Origin of the sequence: Solirubrobacter pauli, assembly GCF_003633755.1 — a bacterium.
GTDB lineage: Bacteria > Actinomycetota > Thermoleophilia > Solirubrobacterales > Solirubrobacteraceae > Solirubrobacter > Solirubrobacter pauli.
This window is the reverse complement of sequence record NZ_RBIL01000002.1, coordinates 1895180-1913568: the sequence shown is the minus strand read 5'-3', so window position 1 is coordinate 1913568 and position 18389 is coordinate 1895180. Positions and strand designations below refer to the sequence as shown.

Below are 18389 nucleotides of genomic sequence, written 5' to 3'. Positions count from 1 at the left end.
GGCCGCGCGGTCTCAACGCTTGACGGCCACCTGCACTGTCCTGGTGACGGTCGCGGCGCCCTTGAGCGTCGCCGTCACCTCGACCAGCAGCCGCTTCCCGGCGAGCTTGCGCGCCGCGGTCTTGGAGACCTTCACGGTGATCGCCTCCGTCGCCTTGCCCTTGGCCTTCATCGTCGCGGTCGCCACCTGCTTCCCAGGCTTCGCGCCCTTCAGCTCGCGCACGCGCACCTTCACCGTCGCACCCTTCACAGCGCCCTTGAGGGTCAGCTTCAGCCCCTTCGCCAGCGCGGACGCCTTGACCGACTTCGCCGCGCTGAACCCACCGAGCGCAGGCTTCAGCGGCGGCGGAGTCGTCCCACCGCCACCGGTCGGCGGCACCGGCGTGGGCGTCGGCGTCGGCGTCGCGCCAGGATCGGGCGTCGGCGACGGCTGAGCCTGAACCGTCGGGACATAGCTCTGAACCACGCCGCTCGGACCGGTCACCTCGACACGCGCACCGGTTCCGTCCGGCACCGAATCGACCGACCCGTCGGGCGCGACGGTCAGCTTCGACGCGCCCGTGCTCGTGTACCGGCGCCCGTCGCGGTCGATCGTCAGGGTCACCGGTCCGCCGGTCGCCTGCAGCGAGCCCGCGGCCAGGTCGAACGTCGTCTGCAGCTCGCCGGTGCCGCTCGCACGCTTGACGTTGGCGACGACATGCTCGCCGCGGACGGTCGCGCGCGGCTGATCGCCGACGAGCCGCATCGTCGCCCGCTGCGATCGATAGAACGCGGAGACGCCGGCGTATTCCCTGCCACCGGCGAGGACGGGCATGATGTTCGCGTCGGCGCCGGCCTCGAGGTGGGTGCTCGCCGGAACGTCGGCGATCGCCGTGTCGGAGCCGTCCTTGCTGCGGTACAGCAGTCCGCGAGCCTCATAGAGCGGCAGCGCCGCGATCTCCACGTGCTTGGACCCCGTACCGGAGAACTTACCGTCGATCTCGGACGGCGCGTAGCGCACGGTGCCGTCCTTCTCGACCTCGATCGTCTTGGTCTCGCCGGGGTAGTTGTTGTCCCACACATCGATCAGCGTCGTTCCGTCCGATTCCCGGCGCAGGCCGTGGGCCACCACGGCATGGCCGAAGTGCTCGTCGGGCAACGCCCACCAGTTCTTCGCCCAATGGATGGTCACCACCGCGAGGCCCGTGTTGGCAGGGCCAGACGTGCCGAAGTCGCTGTCGCGCCATTTCCCGAGGGCCATGACCCGGTTGAACGTGTCGTAGACCGACTTCGCGGTGTCCTTGGAATCAACGAACTGGCCGTACTGCTTGACCTTGTCATACGTGGCGTCCCACGACCGCTGCGACACCATGTCCATCATCAGGCGCCTGAGCAGCTCTTTCGTGTACACGGGGCGGGTGTCGCCGTTGGGCGGGGGAAGCAGGCTCTCGTCAGCCAGGTCCCACAGGTCATCGGACCGGCCCAGCGAAGGGCTTCGCAGGGGGACGATCTCGGCGTCGAAACGGGCGCCGCTGAGCGCCATGCCGTAGCACGTGCCTGCATCCGCGAGCTCCCAGAGGTCGTCGCGTTCCTCGACCGCCTGTTCTTCCTTGAAGATCTCGCGGATCGCGGAATCGGGCAGGACGTCCTCGCGCTTGAGGTGCGCGTCACGGGCGAACCCGTTGCTCATGCCGTCGTTCTCGAACACGTAGCCGAGGAAGTCGACCGCGACGCGGTAGGTGCGAACCGACGTGCCGAAGCCGTCGTCGGCCATCACCTGCAACGTCGCGTTGGAGCCCGTGCGCGGCCCAGCGATCGTGCAGCGCGCCGTCGCGGAGTGGGTGGTCCCGTTCGTCGCGGTCGTGTTCTCGCAATCCCAGAGCCGCACGCGCTCGTCGCCGGCCAGCCGCATCGTCACGGGACCGTTGTCGGAGACCACCGTCCATGAGACCGTGGTCGGTCCATCGATCACCGAGCAGTTCGCCGGGGTGTTGGTGCGTGCGGGGGCGTTCCAGCGGAAGCCGTCATAGGGCTGCTCGGGGTCGTCGCAAGACGGCGTGGTGGTGCGCAGGACGTGGCCGAGCACGGCGTGGCGCATCCGCAGCTCGCCGTTCACGACCGAGCTGACCGCGAGGTAGTCATCGTCGAACGCGTCGGAGTCGAGCACGAACGAGGTCTTGGTCGTCGTCATCCACGGCTCCGCCGGGAAGCCGTCGGAGAGGTTCTTGGTCCGGTAGACCTGATACTGCGTCGCCCCCGGGATCGGGTCCCAGCTGAGCGCGATCTCGTCGCCGAGCGGGGGCTCGAGCACCCGCACCTTCGGGGTGGCGTCGATCGCGGGGACGCGGGGGTGCTTGATGATCGTGGCGGTCTCGTTGGCGTCGCCGGCGACGCGGCGGACGAAGGAGCGGGAGAGGTTGAGGTCGCCGGTTCCGCCGATCTGGCCGGTGACCTGGCCGACGAGGACATACGGGCCGGCCCAGAAGGTGCCGCCGGCGGGGATCGACTTGGTGGCGTACTCGGACTGCTGTCGGGGCTGCATGACGATGCCGTTGGACGGGTCGCCCTTGAGCTCGAGGCTGGCGTTGTAGACCGGGACGTCGGAGACGTTCTTGAGGCCGACGCGCATGGTCTGGGGGTGCAGGTCCTTGGCCTCGTCGTCGGTGTCGATGACGAGCTGGAGGGCGGAGAGACCCCAGACGCGGAAGGGGGAGGCGGTCTCGCCGCGCAGGACGACGCGCGTGTTGAACGGGGCCATCGTCGCGGAGTAGTCGACAGAGAGGTTGTAGAAGCCTTCGCGGTCGCCGCGGATCTTCCAGTTGACGGCGCGGGAGGTGTTGCCACCGATGTCCGCGACCGTCTTGGTCAGAGACTGGGCTGCTGAGGTGGGCGCCAGGCTGAGGCCGTCGGGCAGGTTCAGCCGGGCTTGGCCGCCGGTGAAGGTGAAGCCCCCGGGTGCGAGGTTCTGGACGATCAGGTCGACGGAGAAGAACTCCTTCAGCCAGCGGGCCTCGCCCTCCATCGCCATCCAGACGATCGTGGGCTCGCCGTCGGGATCGGGGTAGTAGGCGCGGCCGCTCCAGCCGGGCGGGAGCCCGTTGGAGCCGCTGCCACCGCCGCAGTTGACCCAGCCGCCGCTCGCGACGATGCAGGTCCGGTTGTAGTCGACCCCGCCGTAGCTGAGCCGGGTGGTGAACTCGAACGCGTTCTGGTTGGCCGGGTCGTTCGGGTTGATGCCGGCGGCGAGGATCTGCGCGAGCGTCATCCGGTGCACGGACAGCGTCGCCGCCGCCACCGGGCCCGGGCGGAGCGTCGCGGCGGCGTTCGCCTCGCCGTTGCTCACGGTGAGCTCGGTGGTCGCCGGGACGTGCCCCGCGGCCTGGACGTAGGCCGTGTAGCTGCCGTCCGCGAGCCCGTAGAGCCGAGCGACGCCGTCGGGCCCGGTCGCGGACTGCACGCGTCCTCCGTTCGGAAGCATGACGAGCACGTCGGCGCCGGCCAGCACCGCGCCGCCCGTGTCGCGGACGGTCACGCTGACGCTGCCGGCGGGCGCGAGCACCCGCACCCGCACCGTCGCGCTCGAGCTCCCGGACGCGCCGGTCACGGTCAGCTTGGCCGTGTAGTTGCCCGCGTTCGCGTAGGCGTGGGAGGCGCGCACTCCCGTTGCGGTCGCACCGTCGCCGAAGTCCCAGACGTAGGATTCGATGCCGCCGACCGGTCGCGACGCGGACGCGTCGAAGTCGACCGCTGTGTTGCGCAGCACGGTGCGGTCATCGCCCGCGCGAGCGGTCAGCGGCGAGCCGTCGACGACGAACAGGTACTCGGCCGGCGTCGCGTCCACGTGGCCGGCGCGGTCGGTGCCCACCACCGTGAAGCGGTGTGCGCCGTCGGTGAGCCCGGACAGCGTGTGCGGGGAGGTGCACGGCGCGGCGGTCGCGCCGTCGAGGCTGCACGCGAACGTCACGCCGGTCTTGCTCGCCCCGAACGCCACCGCCAAAGGCCGCGCCGAGACGTCGTGCGGCGGGTCGCCGCTGATCGACGTCTCCGGCGCCGCCGCGTCGACGAAGAAGCTCGTCGTGGCCGGCGTCGGATCGACGTTGCCGGCCGCGTCGATCGCACGGACCGAGAACGTGTACTGCTTGTCGGCCAGCCCCGAGCGCGTGAACGGCGAGCCGCACGGCGCGAACGCGCCGCCGTCCCACGAGCACGCATACGTCGACGTCTCGCTCGCGTCGAACGCGATCGCGACCGACGGCTGCGACGTGTACGGCGCCGGATCGGCGGTGATCGTCGTGTTCGGCGCCGTTCGGTCGACGGTGAACGTGTGCGTGGCGGGTGTCGCATCCACGTTGCCCGCGGGATCGATCGCCCGCACCTGCAGCGTGTGCTCGCGCTCGCCAAGGCCGTGGACCGCGTGGGGCGTGACGCAGGCGGCGAACGCCGCGCCGTCGAGCGAGCACTCGAAGGTCGAGCCCGACTCGGTCGAAGCGAACGCGAACGTCGCGTCGGCGGTGTTGATCCGTTCCGCCGGACCGTTTGTGATCGACGTGTCGGGCGGGGTCGTGTCGGTCGCGGCGTCGAGGTGCAACGCGAAGTCGCCCGCCGAGCCGCCGGCCCCGACGATGTAGCGGGTGCCCTGCGTCGCCGCGAAGGTGATGGTGCAGCCGTTGCGCGTCCCGACCGCCGTCAGCGCGCCCACCGCGCTGCCGGTGTACACGCCGGGCGTCATCGCCGAGCCGCACACGTCGACGCTGACCGACCCGCTCGCCGGCGCCGTCCACGCCCACCACAACGACGCCCCGGTGGCGGACAGCGGATCGCCGGTCTCGACGCTCGCCGCGACCGTGGAGGCGTTGACGTCCACGTGCGTCCCGGACAGCACCGCGGCATCCGCGAAGTCGTCGTTGGCGGGCACGCCGACACGTAGGACGAACGTCCCGCCCGCGACCGCCGTCGCATGCCCGACCGCGATCAGGTACGCGCTGCCGGCCACAGCCGTGAAGGTGCCGCGAGCCCGGGTCGAACCCGCGCCGTTGCACCCCTGCGCGGACAGCCGCTGGGCCTGCGCACCCGCATCGAACACCGCGAGCAGGACCTGCGCCCCACCCGGGCACGTGACCGCGACGCTCACCGGGCCGTCGGCCGGCGCCGACCAGCGGTACCAGACGGTCTGCGCGGATGAGCCGGGCTCGTCCGGCTGACGCGTGGCGCCGACCGTCGTGCCCGTGACGACACGCGCCTCGGGGACGGGCTCGGGCTCACCATAGGGGTCGTTGAACGGCCGGTTGACGCGGAGGACGAGGGAGCCGGCAGCCGCGCCGTCGACCGCGATCCGGTACTCCTGTCCGGCGGTCACCGGCAGCCGCACGCGGCTGCGACCGCCGCCGCAGCCGTCGTCGTCGCCACCGACGGTCTGCAACGCGCCGAGTGACGAGCCGCGATACACCGCGATCCGCGTGTCGAAGTCGGAGTCGCAGGTGTCGAACTGGATCGTCGCGCTCGCCGGCGCCGTCCAGCGGAACCACACCGACCGCGCCGCCGCGACACCCGCGTGCGCGGGTTCGCCCGTCTCGGCGCTCGCACCCGCCGTGCCCTGCGAAGCGACCGGCGCCGCGCCGGTCAGGGCGGTCGCCGAGGCGAACGCGTCGTTGGCCGGCGAGATGCGCTCGAACGCGAGCGCGAACGTCCCGGTCGCGGCGTCGCGGCCGTCGACGGCGATCCGGTACGTGGTCCCGCCGACGGTGTTGAAGGTGGCCGAGCAGTCGCCGGTGGCCGAGGCCGCGCGGGTCAGCGATCCCAGCGACGAGCCCGTGTAGACCGCGACCATCGGCTCGAAGCCGGTCGCGCCGCACGCCGACACACGCTCGATGCCCGAGGCCGGCGCGGTCCACGTGAACCACACCGACGCGCCGCCCGCGCCGCCGTGCAGCGGCTCGCCGTTCTCGACGCTCGCCCCCACATTGGTCCCGTTCACCGACGCCCCCGTGACGTTGACCGGCGCGGAGAAGAGGTCGTTGGTCGGTGCGTTCAGGGTGAGCGAGACCTCGCCGCGCAGCGTGTCCAGGCGGCCGTCGACCGCGAACGCGTAGGTGGTTCCCGCGGTGGCCGTGAACGTCGCGCGCGAGCCGGTTCCGCAGCTGCCGCCGGTGTCGTTGGCCGCCAACGAAGTCAGGCCCGCGAGGCTCGTTCCCCGGTAGATCGCCAGCACCGTGTCGAACGAGCTGCCGCAGGTGCTGACCGCGAACGTGCCCGACGACGGCGCCGTCCACTTCCACCAGACCGAGCCCGTCGCGCCGTTCCAGTGCGCGGGCTCGCCGGCCTGCGCGGTCGCGGCGAGCGTCGACGCCCGGCCGCTCGCCGCCGCGCCGGTGAGCACGGCCGCGTCCTCGAAGTCGTCGTTGGCGGGCCCGTTGATCGCCAGCTTGAAGGTCGTCTGCGCCCCGTCGACGGCGATCGCGTAGTCGGTCCCCGCGACCGCGTCGAAGGTCGCGAGGGAGCCGCAGCGCCCGGTCGTGCCCGCGGCGACGAGCGTCAACGCGGCGACGTCAGTGCCGGTGTAGACGGACGGAGTCCCGGCGCCGCAGCCGGCGATCCGCACCCGCCCGCTCGTCGGCGCCGTCCAGCGGTACCAGACCGAACGAGTCAGCGCCACAGGCTCGCCCGGCTCGCGGCCGGCCAGGTCGAGGGTCCCGGAGACGACCGCGGCGGCCGACGTGACCCGCGTGGCCGCCGCGAATCGGTCGTTGGCGGGCGGACGCGTGAGCGCGAGCGTGAAGGAGGATGTGGCGTCCGCCGGGGTCGCCACCGCGATCCGGTACGCGGTGCCCGCCACGGCCTCGAAGCTGACCCGGCAGCCGCTGCCCGACACAGCCGTGAGCGCGCTCACCGCGCTGCCGGTGTAGACGGCGATCTCGCGGTCCGGCCCGCACGCATCGAGACGCACGGTGCCGTTGACCGGCGCGGTCCAGCGGTACCAGACCGACACGAGCCCGCTGCGGCCGCCGTGCGCGGGCTCGCCGCTCTCGAGCGACGCGCCGCGGGTGTCGCCGGGCACGAAGTCGGCGTCGGTGGCGATCGCGGTCGCGCGATCGAAGTCATCGTTGACCGGGACGAGGGTGACGCGGAGCACGAACGTGCCCGCCGCGCCGGCCTTGCCGTCGATGGCGAACGCGTAGGAGGCGCCCGCGGTGGCGTCGAAGACGACGCGGCTGCCGGGCACGCCGGGCGCACAGGCGAGGCTGTCGTCGTTGGCGTCGATCTGCGTCAGCGCGTTCACGCTCGCACCCGCGTAGACGCCGAGCACGGTGTCCAGCGCGGACCCGCAGGTGTCGACGATCACCCGGCTCGCCGCGGCCGCGGTCCAGCGGTACCAGACGGAGCGTCCGCCCCCGACACCCGCGTGCTGCGGCTCGCCCGGCTCGCTGGACGCGTGCGCGTTGGTGCCGGTCACCGACCCGGTCAACGGCTCCGCCGCAGCGAACGCGTCGTTGGCCGGCGGCACCTCGAAGCGCAGCCCGAAGCGTCCGGTCGCGCCGGCCAGCCCGTCGACGGCGATCCGGTACTCGGTGCCCGCGACTGCCGGGAACGTCACCCGCGACGCGCCGCAGCCGTCCCCGGAGGCGATCGGCGTCAACGCGGCCAGTGAGGTCCCCGTGAACACCGACAGCACCGCGTCGAAGTCCGCCAGCGAGCACGTGTCGATCGTCGTCTCGCCGGTGCGCGGCGCCGTCCAGCGGTACCAGACCGAGTGCGCGGCGCTCGCGACCTCCTCCGTCTCACGGGACGCGTTCGTGTTGCGCTCGGAGCCGATGCTCAAGTTCGAGCCGAGGTCGCGCGCGTCGGCGAACGCGTCGTTGGCCGGCGGGCCGACCACGGTCAGGTTGAATTCGTAGCCGTCGACCGCGATCCGGTATTCCGTGCCCGCCGTCGCCTGGATGGTGTAGGACGACGCGCAGGTCGGGCTGAACCCGCCGGTGACGGTCGCAGGGGTCAGCGTGGCCAGCGAGGCGCCGCGATAGAGCGCCAGCCGCGTGCTGCTCGTGCACGTCGAGAAGGTGTACGCACCGTCGATCGGCGCCGTCCAGCGGTACCAGACCGAGCGGGACGCGGGGATGAAGAGCCCGTGATCGGGCTCGCCGGCCTCGGCGCCGGCGGCCGAGCCGTCGCCGGACACGCTCGTCTCTCGGCCGGTCAGCGTCTCTGCGTCTGCGAAGTTGTCGTTGGCGGGCTGGTCGAACTGCAGCGTGAACGCACCCTGCGCACCCGCCTTCCCGTCGACCGCGATCAGATATCGGGTGCCCGCCGTGGCCGCGAAGGTCAAGGCGCTGCGCGTCGCGCCCGCACCGCAGCGGTCCGAGTCGTCGTTGCGCGCCACCTCGGTGAGCGAGCCGAGCGCGCTGCCGCGATAGACGGCCAGCAGCGTGTCGAACTCGGCCTTGCAGATCGCGATCCGCACGTCGCCCGAGCGGTTCGCCGTCCACGCGTACCAGACCGAGCGACCGCCCACCTGTCCCGCGTGCTGCGGCTCGCCGGCCTGCGCCGTCGCGTTCTCGTTGGAGGCGTCCAGGCTCATCCGGCCGATCCCGGGCGCCTCCGCGAAGTCGTCGTTGTCCGGCCGCGGGGTGAGCCGCAGGTAGAACGAGCCGACCGCGCCCGCCTTGCCGTCCACGACGAACCGGTACTCCGTGCCGGCGACCGCGGTGAACGTCAGCCGGCTGCCCGTTCCGCAGCCGTCGTCGTCGAAGGCGACCGACTGCAGGGCGCCGACGGCGGTGCCCGTATAGACCGCGAGCAGTGTGTCGAAGGTCGTGTTGGAGCCGCACGTGCTGAGCGTCGTGGTGCCCGTCTGGGTCGCGGTCCAGCGGTACCAGACGGAGTGCCCGCCGGCGATCCCGGCGTGGTCGGGCTCCCCGGCCTGCACCGTGGCGGCATCGTTGGTGCCGTAGCTGCTGCCATAGGGCGACGCGAAGCGCGCGTTGGCGAAGTCGTCGTTGTCCGGCGGGAAGACGATCGCCAGCCCGAACGTGCCGCCGCCGGACTTCGCGTCGACCGCGATCCGGTAGGTCGTGCCCGCCTTCGCCGCGAGGCTCAGCCGGCACTCGCTCGTCCGCCCGGCCTGGTCGACGGGCGTCAGCGCGTTCAACGCGGTGCCGGTGTAGACGGCCAGGACGGGGTTCAGCGCGCTCGAGGACTGGCAGACCTGGATCGTCACCCGCACGTCCTGCTCGGGCGTCCAGCGCCACCACACCGAGCGCGTCGCGGGCTGGCCGGCATGCGCGGGCTCACCCGCCTCGGCAGTCGCGTAGCCGTTCTCGGCGATCGCCACCGGCGGATTCGGGAGCAGCTCGATCGCATCCCCGAAGGCGTCATTGACCGGTGCCTGGCCAAGCGTGAGCGAGACCGAGCCGATCGCGCCGTTCTTGCCGTCGAGCGCGATCCGGTACACGGTCCCAGCCACGGCCGGGAACCGCACCCGGCTCTGCGTTCCGCACTCGTCGTCGCCCGTGGTGACCGGCTCCAGCGCGTTGAGCGCCGTGCCGGTGTAGACCGCGAGCACGGTGTCGATCAGCGAGTTGCAGGCGTCGATCGTGACCGTCCCGCTGTTGCTCGCCAGGAAGCTGAACCACAGCGAGTGGCCGCCCGCGTTGCCGGCGTGGCTGGGCTCGCCGGCCTCCTTGGTCGCGCTGCGGTTGCTCCCGTTGAACGCGGGGGCGATGGAGCCCAGCCCTCGAGGCGTGGCGAACGCATCGTTGGCGGGAACCGCGGTCAGCTGCAGGTAGAACGGCCCGCCGAGGCCCTTGCCCGCGACGGCGATCCGGTACTCGCGCCCGGCGCTGGCGGGGAACGTGACGCGGCTCTGCGTCCCGTCGCCGCAGCCCGCGGTGTCGTCGTTGCTCGCCTCAGGCGTGAGCGCGCCGAGGCTGGTGCCGGAGTAGACCGCGATGATCGTGTCGGTGCGCAGGCCGGGCAGCGTGCAGGTGTCGAAGGTCGCCGGGCCGGTCGTGGGCGCGATCCAGCGGTACCAGACGGTGCCGCTGGCGCTGTCGCCGGCGTGGGCGGGCTCGTCCGCCTGGCGCGTGGCCGAGCGGGTCGAGCCCGAGAGCAGCGAGCCCTCCGAGGCCGGCGTCGTGGCGGACGCGAAGTCGTCGTTGCCGGGCTTGGCGTCGAGGTCCATCGAGAGCGAGCCGGTGACGCCGTCCCTGCTGTCGACGGCCACCCGGTAGGACGTGCCGGCCGTGGCCGTGAAGGTCACGAGGCTGCGCTTGGAGCCCGCGCCGCAGGCCTCGGAGTCGTCGTTGGAGACGACGGGGTCCAGCGTCGCCAGGGTCGAGCCCTTGTACACCGCGAGCACGGTGTCGTAGCTGGTGAAGCCGCCGGCGGGGCAGGTCGAGATCGTCACCGGGCCCGTGGCGTTGGCGAAGAACACGAACCAGACCGAGGCACTGCCCGGCTTGCCGGCATGGTCGGGCTCGCCGGCCTGGCGGCTCGCTCCCCGGGTGGAGTACGTGTTCGCGGTGAGCGAGTAGGGAGTCGCGAAGTCGTCGTTGCCCGCGACGGTGGCGAGCGTGAGCGGGATCGAGCCGGACGCTCCGTTCTTGCCGTCGATCGCGAAGCGGTAGCTCGTCCCCGCCGTCGCGCTGAACGTGACGCTGCTGCGAGTCGAGCCGACGCCGCAGGCGACCGCGTCGTCGCTGCGGCCGATCTCCGCGAGCGCGCCGACCGCACTGCCGAAGTAGACGGCGAGCAGCGTGTCGAAGCTCGCGTTGCAGGTGTCGAGCACGTAGCGGCTCGTGGTCGGCGCCGTCCACTGGTACCAGACCGAGCGACCGCCGGCGTCGCCCGCGTGCGCCGGCTCGCCCGCCTCCTTGGTGGCGCCGGCGTTCGCGGCGGTGATGTTGACGAACTGGCCGGTCAACGTGGTCGCGGTCGCGAACGCGTCGTTGACCGGAGCGGCCGGGAAGACGAGCCGGAAGCTGCCCGCATGGCCGAACGCGCCGTCGACCGCGATCCGGTACTGCTTGCCGGCGACCGTCGGGAAGGTCACCGAGGAGGCCTGCGGATTCCCGTTCGCGCACGACGCAGGGCCGTTGTCGTTGGCCGCCAGCTGGGTCAGTGAGCCGAGCTCGTCGCCCTCGTAGACGGCGAGCACGGTGTCGACGTAGCCCGAGTAGATCTGGTCGTCGCCGCAGGCGTCGAGCGTCATGCTGCCGGTGCTCGGCGCGGTCCAGCGGTACCAGACCGAGTGTCCGCCGGGGATGCCGGCGTGCGTGGGCTCGCCGGTCTCCTTGGTCGCGCCGCGGGTGGTGCCTGAGATCGTGGTGCCGGTGAGCTCGCGGGCGGCGGCGAACGCGTCGTTGACGGGTGCGGTGGCGAACCGGAGCCAGTAGGCGCCGAGCGCGGCGGTGCGGGCGTCGATCGCGATCCGGTACGTCGTCTGCGCCTGGGCGGTGAACGTCACGCCGACGCCGCTGCTGCCCGCGGAGCAGTAGCTGCCCGGCGTCGTCGAGCCGGTGATCTTGGTGAGCGCGCCGACGCTCGTGCCGGTGTACACCGCGAGCACGGTCGGCGTGTCCGACAGGCAGGTGTCGAGCGTCACCGTCTGCGTGGTCTCGGACCGGTAGGTGAGCCACGCGCTGCGGCCGATGCCGCCGTGATCGGGCTCTCCCGGCTCGCGCGAGGCGCGGGCGAGGCTCTCGTAGTTCTCGTAGTCGCTGATCGTGTTGACCGCGACCGCGCCCGCGAAGTCGTCGTTGGCCGGCGGGAAGTCGAGCGAGTAGGTGCCGCTCGCGCCCGCCTTGCCATCGAGCGCGATCCGGTAGGTGGTCCCGGCGACGGCCTGGAAGGTGGTCTGCCCGCCGCCGGTGCAATCGTCGGACGGCGCCGGCGCGGTCGTCGCCACGGGGGTCAGCGCGTTCACCGCGTTGCCCGTGTAGACCGCGTAGAGCGGGTCGAACGCGGCGAAGCAGAGCGAGAGCGTCACCGTCCGCGAACGGGTCGCCGTCCACTTGAACCAGACGGAGTGGCCGCCGGCGTCGCCGCCGTGGTTGGGCTCCCCGGGCTCCTTGCTCGCCCCCTCGGTCGTGTTGTAGTGGCCAGAGCGCGCGGACATCTCGCGCGCGTCGGCGAAGTCGTCATTGAGCGGCGGGCCGTGGAGCGTGAGCGTGAAAGTGCCGGAGGCGGACGGGCCGTGGCCGTCGACCGCGATCCGGTACTCGCGGCCGGCTTCGGCCAGGAACGAGACGCTCGAGCCCTTCGGCGATGCCAGGCAGGCGGACGAGTCGTCGTTCTGCATGACCGGCTGGAGCTGGGCGAGGCTGGTGCCGGTGTAGACGGACAGCGTCGTGTCGAAGCCCGGGTAGCTGCAGGTGTCGATCGTCACCTGCGACGTGCGCGTGGCCGTCCAGCGGTACCAGAGCGAGTGCGCGCCGCCGCCGTCGGCGTGGTCGGGCTCGCCGGCCTCGCGAGTCGAGAACTGCGTGCTGCCGTAGTCGTACAGGACGCCGTCGAGCGGGTCGAGCTGCTTCGCGGCGGCGAAGTCGTCGTTGGCCGCGGGCGGGTTGATCGTCAGCCGCGCGGTGCCGGTCTCGCCGTTCTCGCCCGCCACCGCGATCCGGACGGTCAGCGGGCTTCCGCCCGTGCCGAAGGACGCGGTGCAGCCGCTGTCGATTCGGCTCAGGTTCGCCAGACCGGAACCCACGAACACGCCGAGCACGGGCGTGAAGTCGGCTTCACAGGCGTTGATCGAGACGATCGTGTTGGCCGGTGCCGTCCACTGGAACCACACGCTCGCGCCGGCCCCGGGCAGCACCGCCGCCTCGCCAGGCTCGCTCGTGGCGCCGGTCGTGGTCACGTCGCGCACGACCGATTCGCCGGTCAGGACGACCGGCGAGGCGAACGCGTCGTTGGCAGGCGGGTCCGCGGCCGCCCGCGCGGGTGTGGGGGCGGCCAGCATGAGCATGGCCAGCCAAAGGCATCCGATGAGTCGACCGCGGCGCAAGTTGTCCTCCGTGACGGCCGAGTCGGGGGGCGTGCGTACCCATCGGACCGTGACGCCGATTACATCCGAAGGTGCTGACCTACGTCAAGGTCAGGGTTCCGATTCCATACGAATCTCCTGGTAATAGTGGCCGGTGCCGAGCCGCACGCAGCCGCGGGCGCGAGGTCTCCGTCGGCGTCGCCGAGATCACTGGCTTCGATCGGGGGTGCCCCGTCGACGGCTCAAACGTTGAGCGCTTTGAGCCGGCTGCGAGCGCTGGAGGATTCCGACACGGGCACGAGCCGTCCGGCCTTGCCCAGCCCGTGCGGCGGCATGTTGCCGTAGACCGCTTCGTACTGGCCTTCTCTGACCAGGAACGTCTCATGCCAGATACCCGTGCGTGACGTACTGCCGACTCGTCGCCAGTACTGCCGCCACACGGCAAGGTGCGGATCGTCCTGGTTCTTGGCGAAGGCCTCCAGCTGCTCGAAGGAACGCCAGTACTGGACGATCGTGGGTAGACCCATCTCGTAGGCGAGGAGCCCCTTTTCGGGATGGGCCACGAGGTAGTCCAGCATGTGCCTCATCCCGCGTCGTCCACCCAGGTCGAGCAGCGTGCGCCCCAGTTGCAACTTGTTGTTGAACCGGGCGCCGATCAGGAAGACGACGAAGTCGCCCTCGATCTCGGCCGTCATGCGCCTGCCAGCGACGTCGCTCATGCTCATCGCCCTCCTCGGTGTCGGAGACCACCGATCGTAACCCAGCGCGCGTCGATGAGCCAGGGCGCAGCGCTTCAATAGCGGGATGACCGGTCTCCGTCGGCTCGCTCGACTCGTACTCGCGACCGTCGCGGTGGCGGCGTCGCTCGGCGGTTCGCAGGCAGGTGCGGATCCGTTCTTCGCCGACGTCAGCGTCGTCGACGGGCTGGGCACGGTGGCCTTCGACGTCGGGCCACGAGGGGGACGTGACCAGCGGATCACGCGCGACGGCGGCCGGACCTTCCAGCGTCTGAAGGTCGGCGGCCGATCGGACGCGACGGCGACCGTCCTCTCCAACGGACTCGGGTACGCCGAGGCGAGCAACGGCCGGCTGTGGCGCACGGCGGATGGCGGGCGGACGTGGAAGCCGACCGCGGTGCGGGACGTCTTCCACATCACCGCGACGTCGACCAGCGCGTGGGCGCTGCGCGCCCGGGGCCGGCGGACCTGGCTCACGCGCAGCGAGGACGGTGGCCGCACCTGGCACACGCGCCGGCTGCGCGTCGGCGGCTTCGAAGGGCCGGCGGTGGACATCTCCTTCGCCGACGCTGCCGACGGCGTCATCGCCGGTCTGCGTCCGAGCCGGTCCTCAGCCGCCGGCAAGGCGTTCGTGCTGGTCACCCGTGACGGCGGTCGGAGCTGGACCGAGCGCCGGCAACCCTGCTCCGGGGACGCCGTCGGCCACAAGCGCTCGTCGGACGTGCAGTGGCTCGCGTCCGGAACGCTGTGGCTCGTGTGCGTCGGCTCAGGCGGCGCCGGCGCCGAGGCGCTCGAGGTGCACACCAGCGTCGACGGCGGACGGACCTTCGTGATGCGGTCCCGGGCGCCCCTACCCGGAGTCGGTGCGCCCGCGGTCGGCCGGCTCGGCGGGCCTGGGCACTTCTTCGCGTTCAGCGCCGTCACGGACCGCCGTGCGTTCATGAGCTTCGGCTACGGGTTCACCGCGACCTCCGACGGAGGGCGTCGCTGGCGCATGCTCCGTCACCTGCCGCGCCCGCTGGACGGCGGCGTCTCAGCGCTGAGCGTCGACGGGAAGGACCGATACCTGGCGCTGGCCGGCAACGGACTCTGGAAGAGCCCCGACGCAGGAGCGCACTGGCACCGGCTCCGGTGAGCGCTGTCGTAGACCGTGAACGGCCGGTCAGGAAGCGTCCTGCACGAGAAGCGCGACCTGCACGCGGTTCTCGGCCCCCAGCTTCACGAGCAGGCGGGATACGTGCGCCTTCACGGTCGCGACGCTCATGTGGAGCTTCGCCGCGATGTCGGCGTTCGAGCAGCCCTGGCCGACGAGGTCGGCGACCTCGCGCTCGCGGGCGCTGAGCGCGCACAGCTTCGCGCGGGCGGTCTCGCGGCGGCCGCCGTCGTCGGCCACGAGCGCGATCAGCCGCCGCGTGACCGTGGGGGAGAGCGTGCCCTCACCGGCGTGGACGTGCTCGATCGCGCGCACGATCTCCGCCGGCGGGGTGTCCTTGAGCAGGAACCCGGCCGCGCCGGCGCGCAGGGCGCGCAGCACCAGCTCGTCGGCGTCGAAGGTCGTGAGCACGATCACCTCGGGCGGGGACGGCTGGGCGCGCAGCAGGCGCGTGGCCTCGATCCCGTCGAGCTGCGGCATCCGGATGTCCATCAGGACGACGTCGGGATGGTGCCGGTCGACGGCGGCGAGCACGCCGCGCCCGTCGTCGGCCTCTCCGACCACGTCGACCTGCGGCGCGCCCGCGAGCATCATCCGCAGCCCCGAGCGGACCAGCGCGTCGTCGTCGACCAGCAGCACGCGGATCACGTCCACGGCAGCACCGCCCGCAGTACGAAGTCCCCGCGCCGGTTGGGCCCGCACTCGAGCGTGCCGCCGGCGAGCGCGACGCGCTCGGTGAGGCCGATCAGCCCGCTGCCGCCCGGCTGCGCGGGTGGGGCCAGCGCGGACTTGCGCGAGACGACCTCGACCACCAGCCGCTCGTCGGCCGGGCCGACGGTCACCTCGACGGCGGCGGCCGGCGCGTGCTTGCGGGCGTTGGTCAACCCTTCCTGGACGACGCGGTAGGCGGTGCGGCCGACCATCACCTCGCCGCCGCTGGCGTCGATCCGGGAGCGCACGTGCATGCCCGCCGCGCGCGACTCCTCCACGAGCCCCGGGATCGCGTCGAGCGTCGGCTGGGGCGGGGCGGTGCTGTCGTCGCCGGTGCGCAGCACGCCGATGACGTCGCGCAGGTCGCGCAGCGCCTCGGTCGCGGTCGCGCGGATCACGCCCGCGGCCTGCTCGATCTCCTCCCGCGACGCGTCCGGCCGGAACTCGAGCGCGCCGGCGTGGACCGACAGCAGCGAGAGCCGGTGCGCCAGCACGTCGTGCATCTCGCTCGCGATCCGGCGGCGCTCGGCCTCGCGCGCCGCCTCGACGTGCGCGCGCTGCTCGGCCTCCGCCTTCTCCGCGCGCTCGCGGGAGGTGCGCAGCAGGTCGCGCTGGGTGCGGGTGAACAGGCCCCACGGGACGACGACGAGCGTGATCAGCACGGCGATCAGCAGCTCGACGAGCATCGGCACGTCGTCGTCGGTCGGGTACATCAGCGTGTAGACGATCCCGCCGGTGACGCCGATCGCCGTGACCGCGATGATCTGCCGCCGCGTGCCGCGGAGCGCGATGTTGAACAGCGCGATCAGCGCCGCCCCGGCCGAGAACGCCGAGAACGCGCTGGCGGCGGTGATCAGCAGGCCGGTGCCCGCCGGCCAGCGACGGCGCCACCAGAGCGCGACCACGGAGTTGACGCCCAGCACCACGTCGATCAGGTTCTCGATCTCCGAGTGCGACTCCGCCGACTCGGCGTAGACGAGCACGCCGACCAGCACGGCCAGCAGGAACATCAGGACGTCGACCAGCCAGTCGCGCGCGGTGCGCTTGCCGCCGGACTCCTGCAGGAGGGCGCTGGGGAGCATCTGCCGACTCACGGACGCACAAGCGTACGCCCGGGCACGGGGCCACACCCCCTACTGAAGTCGATCCCGAAAGAGCCGACGGACCGATCCCCCGCGGGCGCTCGCGGTCGAAGCTCTGAGGCATGATCGAAGCGACAGGACTGACGAAGCGCCTCGGAGGGCGCGCGGTGGTCAGCGACGTCTCGTTCCGCTGTGAGCCCGGCACCGTGACCGGCTTCCTCGGACCGAACGGCGCCGGCAAGACCACGACCATGCGGATGCTCGTCGGGCTCTCCACGCCTGACGCCGGCACGTGCGCGGTGCTCGACCGCGATTACCACACGATCGCCAACCCCGGCCGGCACGTCGGCGTCCTGCTGGACGCGGCGGCGCAGCATCCGGGCCGCTCCGGCCGCGAGGCGCTGATCATCAGCGCCCGGCTGATGGGCGTGCCGGACGCGCGGGTGGACGAGCTGCTGACGCTCGTCGGGCTGGACACGTCCGCGGCGAAGAAGCGCGTGCGCCAGTACTCGCTCGGCATGCGCCAGCGGCTCGGGCTGGCGAACGCGCTGCTGGGCGACCCGCAGGTGCTCATCCTCGACGAGCCCGCCAACGGCCTGGACCCCGAGGGCATCCGCTGGATGCGCGGCCTGCTGCGCGACTTCGCCGACCGCGGCGGCACCGTGTTCCTCTCCAGCCACCTGCTCAGCGAGGTCGAGGCGGTGGCCGACCGGCTGCTGATCATCGGCCAGGGCAAGATCGTCGCCGACGGCACGCGCGACGAGCTGCTCGCCGGCACCGGCGTCCTGGTCAAGGCCACCGACCCGCGCGAGCTCGAGAACGCGCTGCACAGCGCCGGCCTGGCCGCGCAACGCCTCGACGACGAGTCCTACGTCGTCGACGCGGACGCCGAGGCCGTCGGGCGCGCCGCGCTCAACGGCGGCGTCGTGCTCACCCACCTGGCCCCGTCCGAGGGCGCCGGCCTCGAGACCCTCTTCTTCCAGCTCACGGAGACCCCCGCATGAACCCCGCGATCTCGTTCCCCAAGCTCACCCTGGTCGAGCTGCGCAAGATGGTCGACACGCGGGCCGGCTTCTGGCTGCAGCTCGCCGCCGCGCTGCTGACGTTCGCGGTCGTGATCCTGTTCTGCATCTTCGGCGAGACCGACGACATGATCCTGCGGGACATGTTCGGCCTCGCGATGCTCCCGGCGAGCATCCTGCTGCCGATCATCGGCATCCTGCTCGTCTCTTCAGAGTGGTCGCAGCGGACCGCGCTGATCACGTTCACGCTCGTGCCGCAGCGGATGCGCGTGATGAGCGCGAAGATCGCCGCCGGCCTCGTGCTCGGCGCGGTGGTGCTCGCGATCGCGTTCGTGCTCGCCGTGGTCGCCATCGTCGCGGTCGACGGCGCGTGGACGATGGGCCCGACGGTCTTCCTGCAGATCTGCATCGTGCTGCTGACCGCGATGCTCTCCGGCATCGCGTTCGGCGCCGCGTTCTTGAACTCGGCCGTCGCCGTCGTCATGTACTTCGCGCTGCCGCTGGCGTTCGGCATCGCCGGCGCGATCCCGTTCATGGACAGCGTCGCCGACTGGGTGGACACGACGCGCACCACCACGCCGCTGACCGAGGGCGTGGCCAACGCCACCGAGTGGGCCCAGTTCTGGGTCTCGATGTGCGTGTGGCTGGTCGCGCCGCTGGCCGTCGGCCTCTACCGCATCACCCGCGGCGAGATCCGCGCCGGCTAGGCCGTTAAACGCAAAAGGGCCCG

Annotated in this window: 7 protein-coding genes; 3 read left to right on the top strand and 4 right to left on the bottom strand. The window is 72.1% G+C overall.

Going from position 1 to position 18389, the window contains the following annotated elements; translation table 11 throughout:
- Positions 1-12: 12 nt before the first annotated feature.
- On the bottom strand, positions 13-12936 hold the full coding sequence (locus tag C8N24_RS28570; RefSeq protein ID WP_121256581.1) for a PKD domain-containing protein: 12924 nt from the start codon (positions 12934-12936) through the stop codon (positions 13-15).
- 260 nt (positions 12937-13196) lie between these two features.
- The gene (locus tag C8N24_RS28565) at positions 13197-13673 is read right to left on the bottom strand and encodes a DUF4188 domain-containing protein (RefSeq protein ID WP_121258091.1); all 477 of its coding nucleotides are present in this window, start codon (positions 13671-13673) and stop codon (positions 13197-13199) included.
- Positions 13674-13758: 85 nt separating this feature from the next.
- On the opposite strand from C8N24_RS28565, the gene C8N24_RS28560 reads away from it, so the two are divergent.
- Complete coding sequence (locus C8N24_RS28560; RefSeq protein WP_121256579.1) at positions 13759-14826, top strand: WD40/YVTN/BNR-like repeat-containing protein; 1068 nt, start codon at positions 13759-13761, stop codon at positions 14824-14826.
- A 27-nt stretch (positions 14827-14853) separates the two neighbouring features.
- On the opposite strand, the gene C8N24_RS28555 is transcribed toward C8N24_RS28560, so the two are convergent.
- Together C8N24_RS28555 and C8N24_RS28550 are read right to left on the bottom strand one after the other, a co-directional pair.
- Positions 14854-15498 (bottom strand): response regulator transcription factor, encoded by a 645-nt coding sequence (locus tag C8N24_RS28555; protein WP_121256577.1) that lies wholly within the window; start codon positions 15496-15498, stop codon positions 14854-14856.
- Positions 15489-16649 (bottom strand): sensor histidine kinase, encoded by a 1161-nt coding sequence (locus tag C8N24_RS28550; protein ID WP_245972002.1) that lies wholly within the window; start codon positions 16647-16649, stop codon positions 15489-15491. Before C8N24_RS28550 ends, C8N24_RS28555 begins: the two co-directional genes overlap by 10 nt.
- Positions 16650-16759: 110 nt before the next feature.
- Between C8N24_RS28550 and C8N24_RS28545 the strand changes: the two genes are divergently transcribed.
- Together C8N24_RS28545 and C8N24_RS28540 are read left to right on the top strand one after the other, a co-directional pair.
- Positions 16760-17641, top strand: a complete 882-nt coding sequence (locus tag C8N24_RS28545; protein ID WP_121256573.1) for an ABC transporter ATP-binding protein — start codon at positions 16760-16762, stop codon at positions 17639-17641.
- On the top strand, positions 17638-18366 hold the full coding sequence (locus C8N24_RS28540; RefSeq protein WP_121256571.1) for an ABC transporter permease: 729 nt from the start codon (positions 17638-17640) through the stop codon (positions 18364-18366). The genes C8N24_RS28545 and C8N24_RS28540 overlap by 4 nt, the downstream gene beginning before the upstream one ends.
- Positions 18367-18389 lie beyond the last annotated feature (23 nt).

Coding starts and splice junctions, on each gene's coding strand:
- C8N24_RS28570 (WP_121256581.1), bottom strand. CDS start 12,936: ATGCTCATGCTGGCCGCCCCCACACCCGCGCGGGCGGCCGCGGACCCG.
- C8N24_RS28565 (WP_121258091.1), bottom strand. CDS start 13,673: ATGAGCGACGTCGCTGGCAGGCGCATGACGGCCGAGATCGAGGGCGAC.
- C8N24_RS28560 (WP_121256579.1), top strand. CDS start 13,759: ATGACCGGTCTCCGTCGGCTCGCTCGACTCGTACTCGCGACCGTCGCG.
- C8N24_RS28545 (WP_121256573.1), top strand. CDS start 16,760: ATGATCGAAGCGACAGGACTGACGAAGCGCCTCGGAGGGCGCGCGGTG.
- C8N24_RS28540 (WP_121256571.1), top strand. CDS start 17,638: ATGAACCCCGCGATCTCGTTCCCCAAGCTCACCCTGGTCGAGCTGCGC.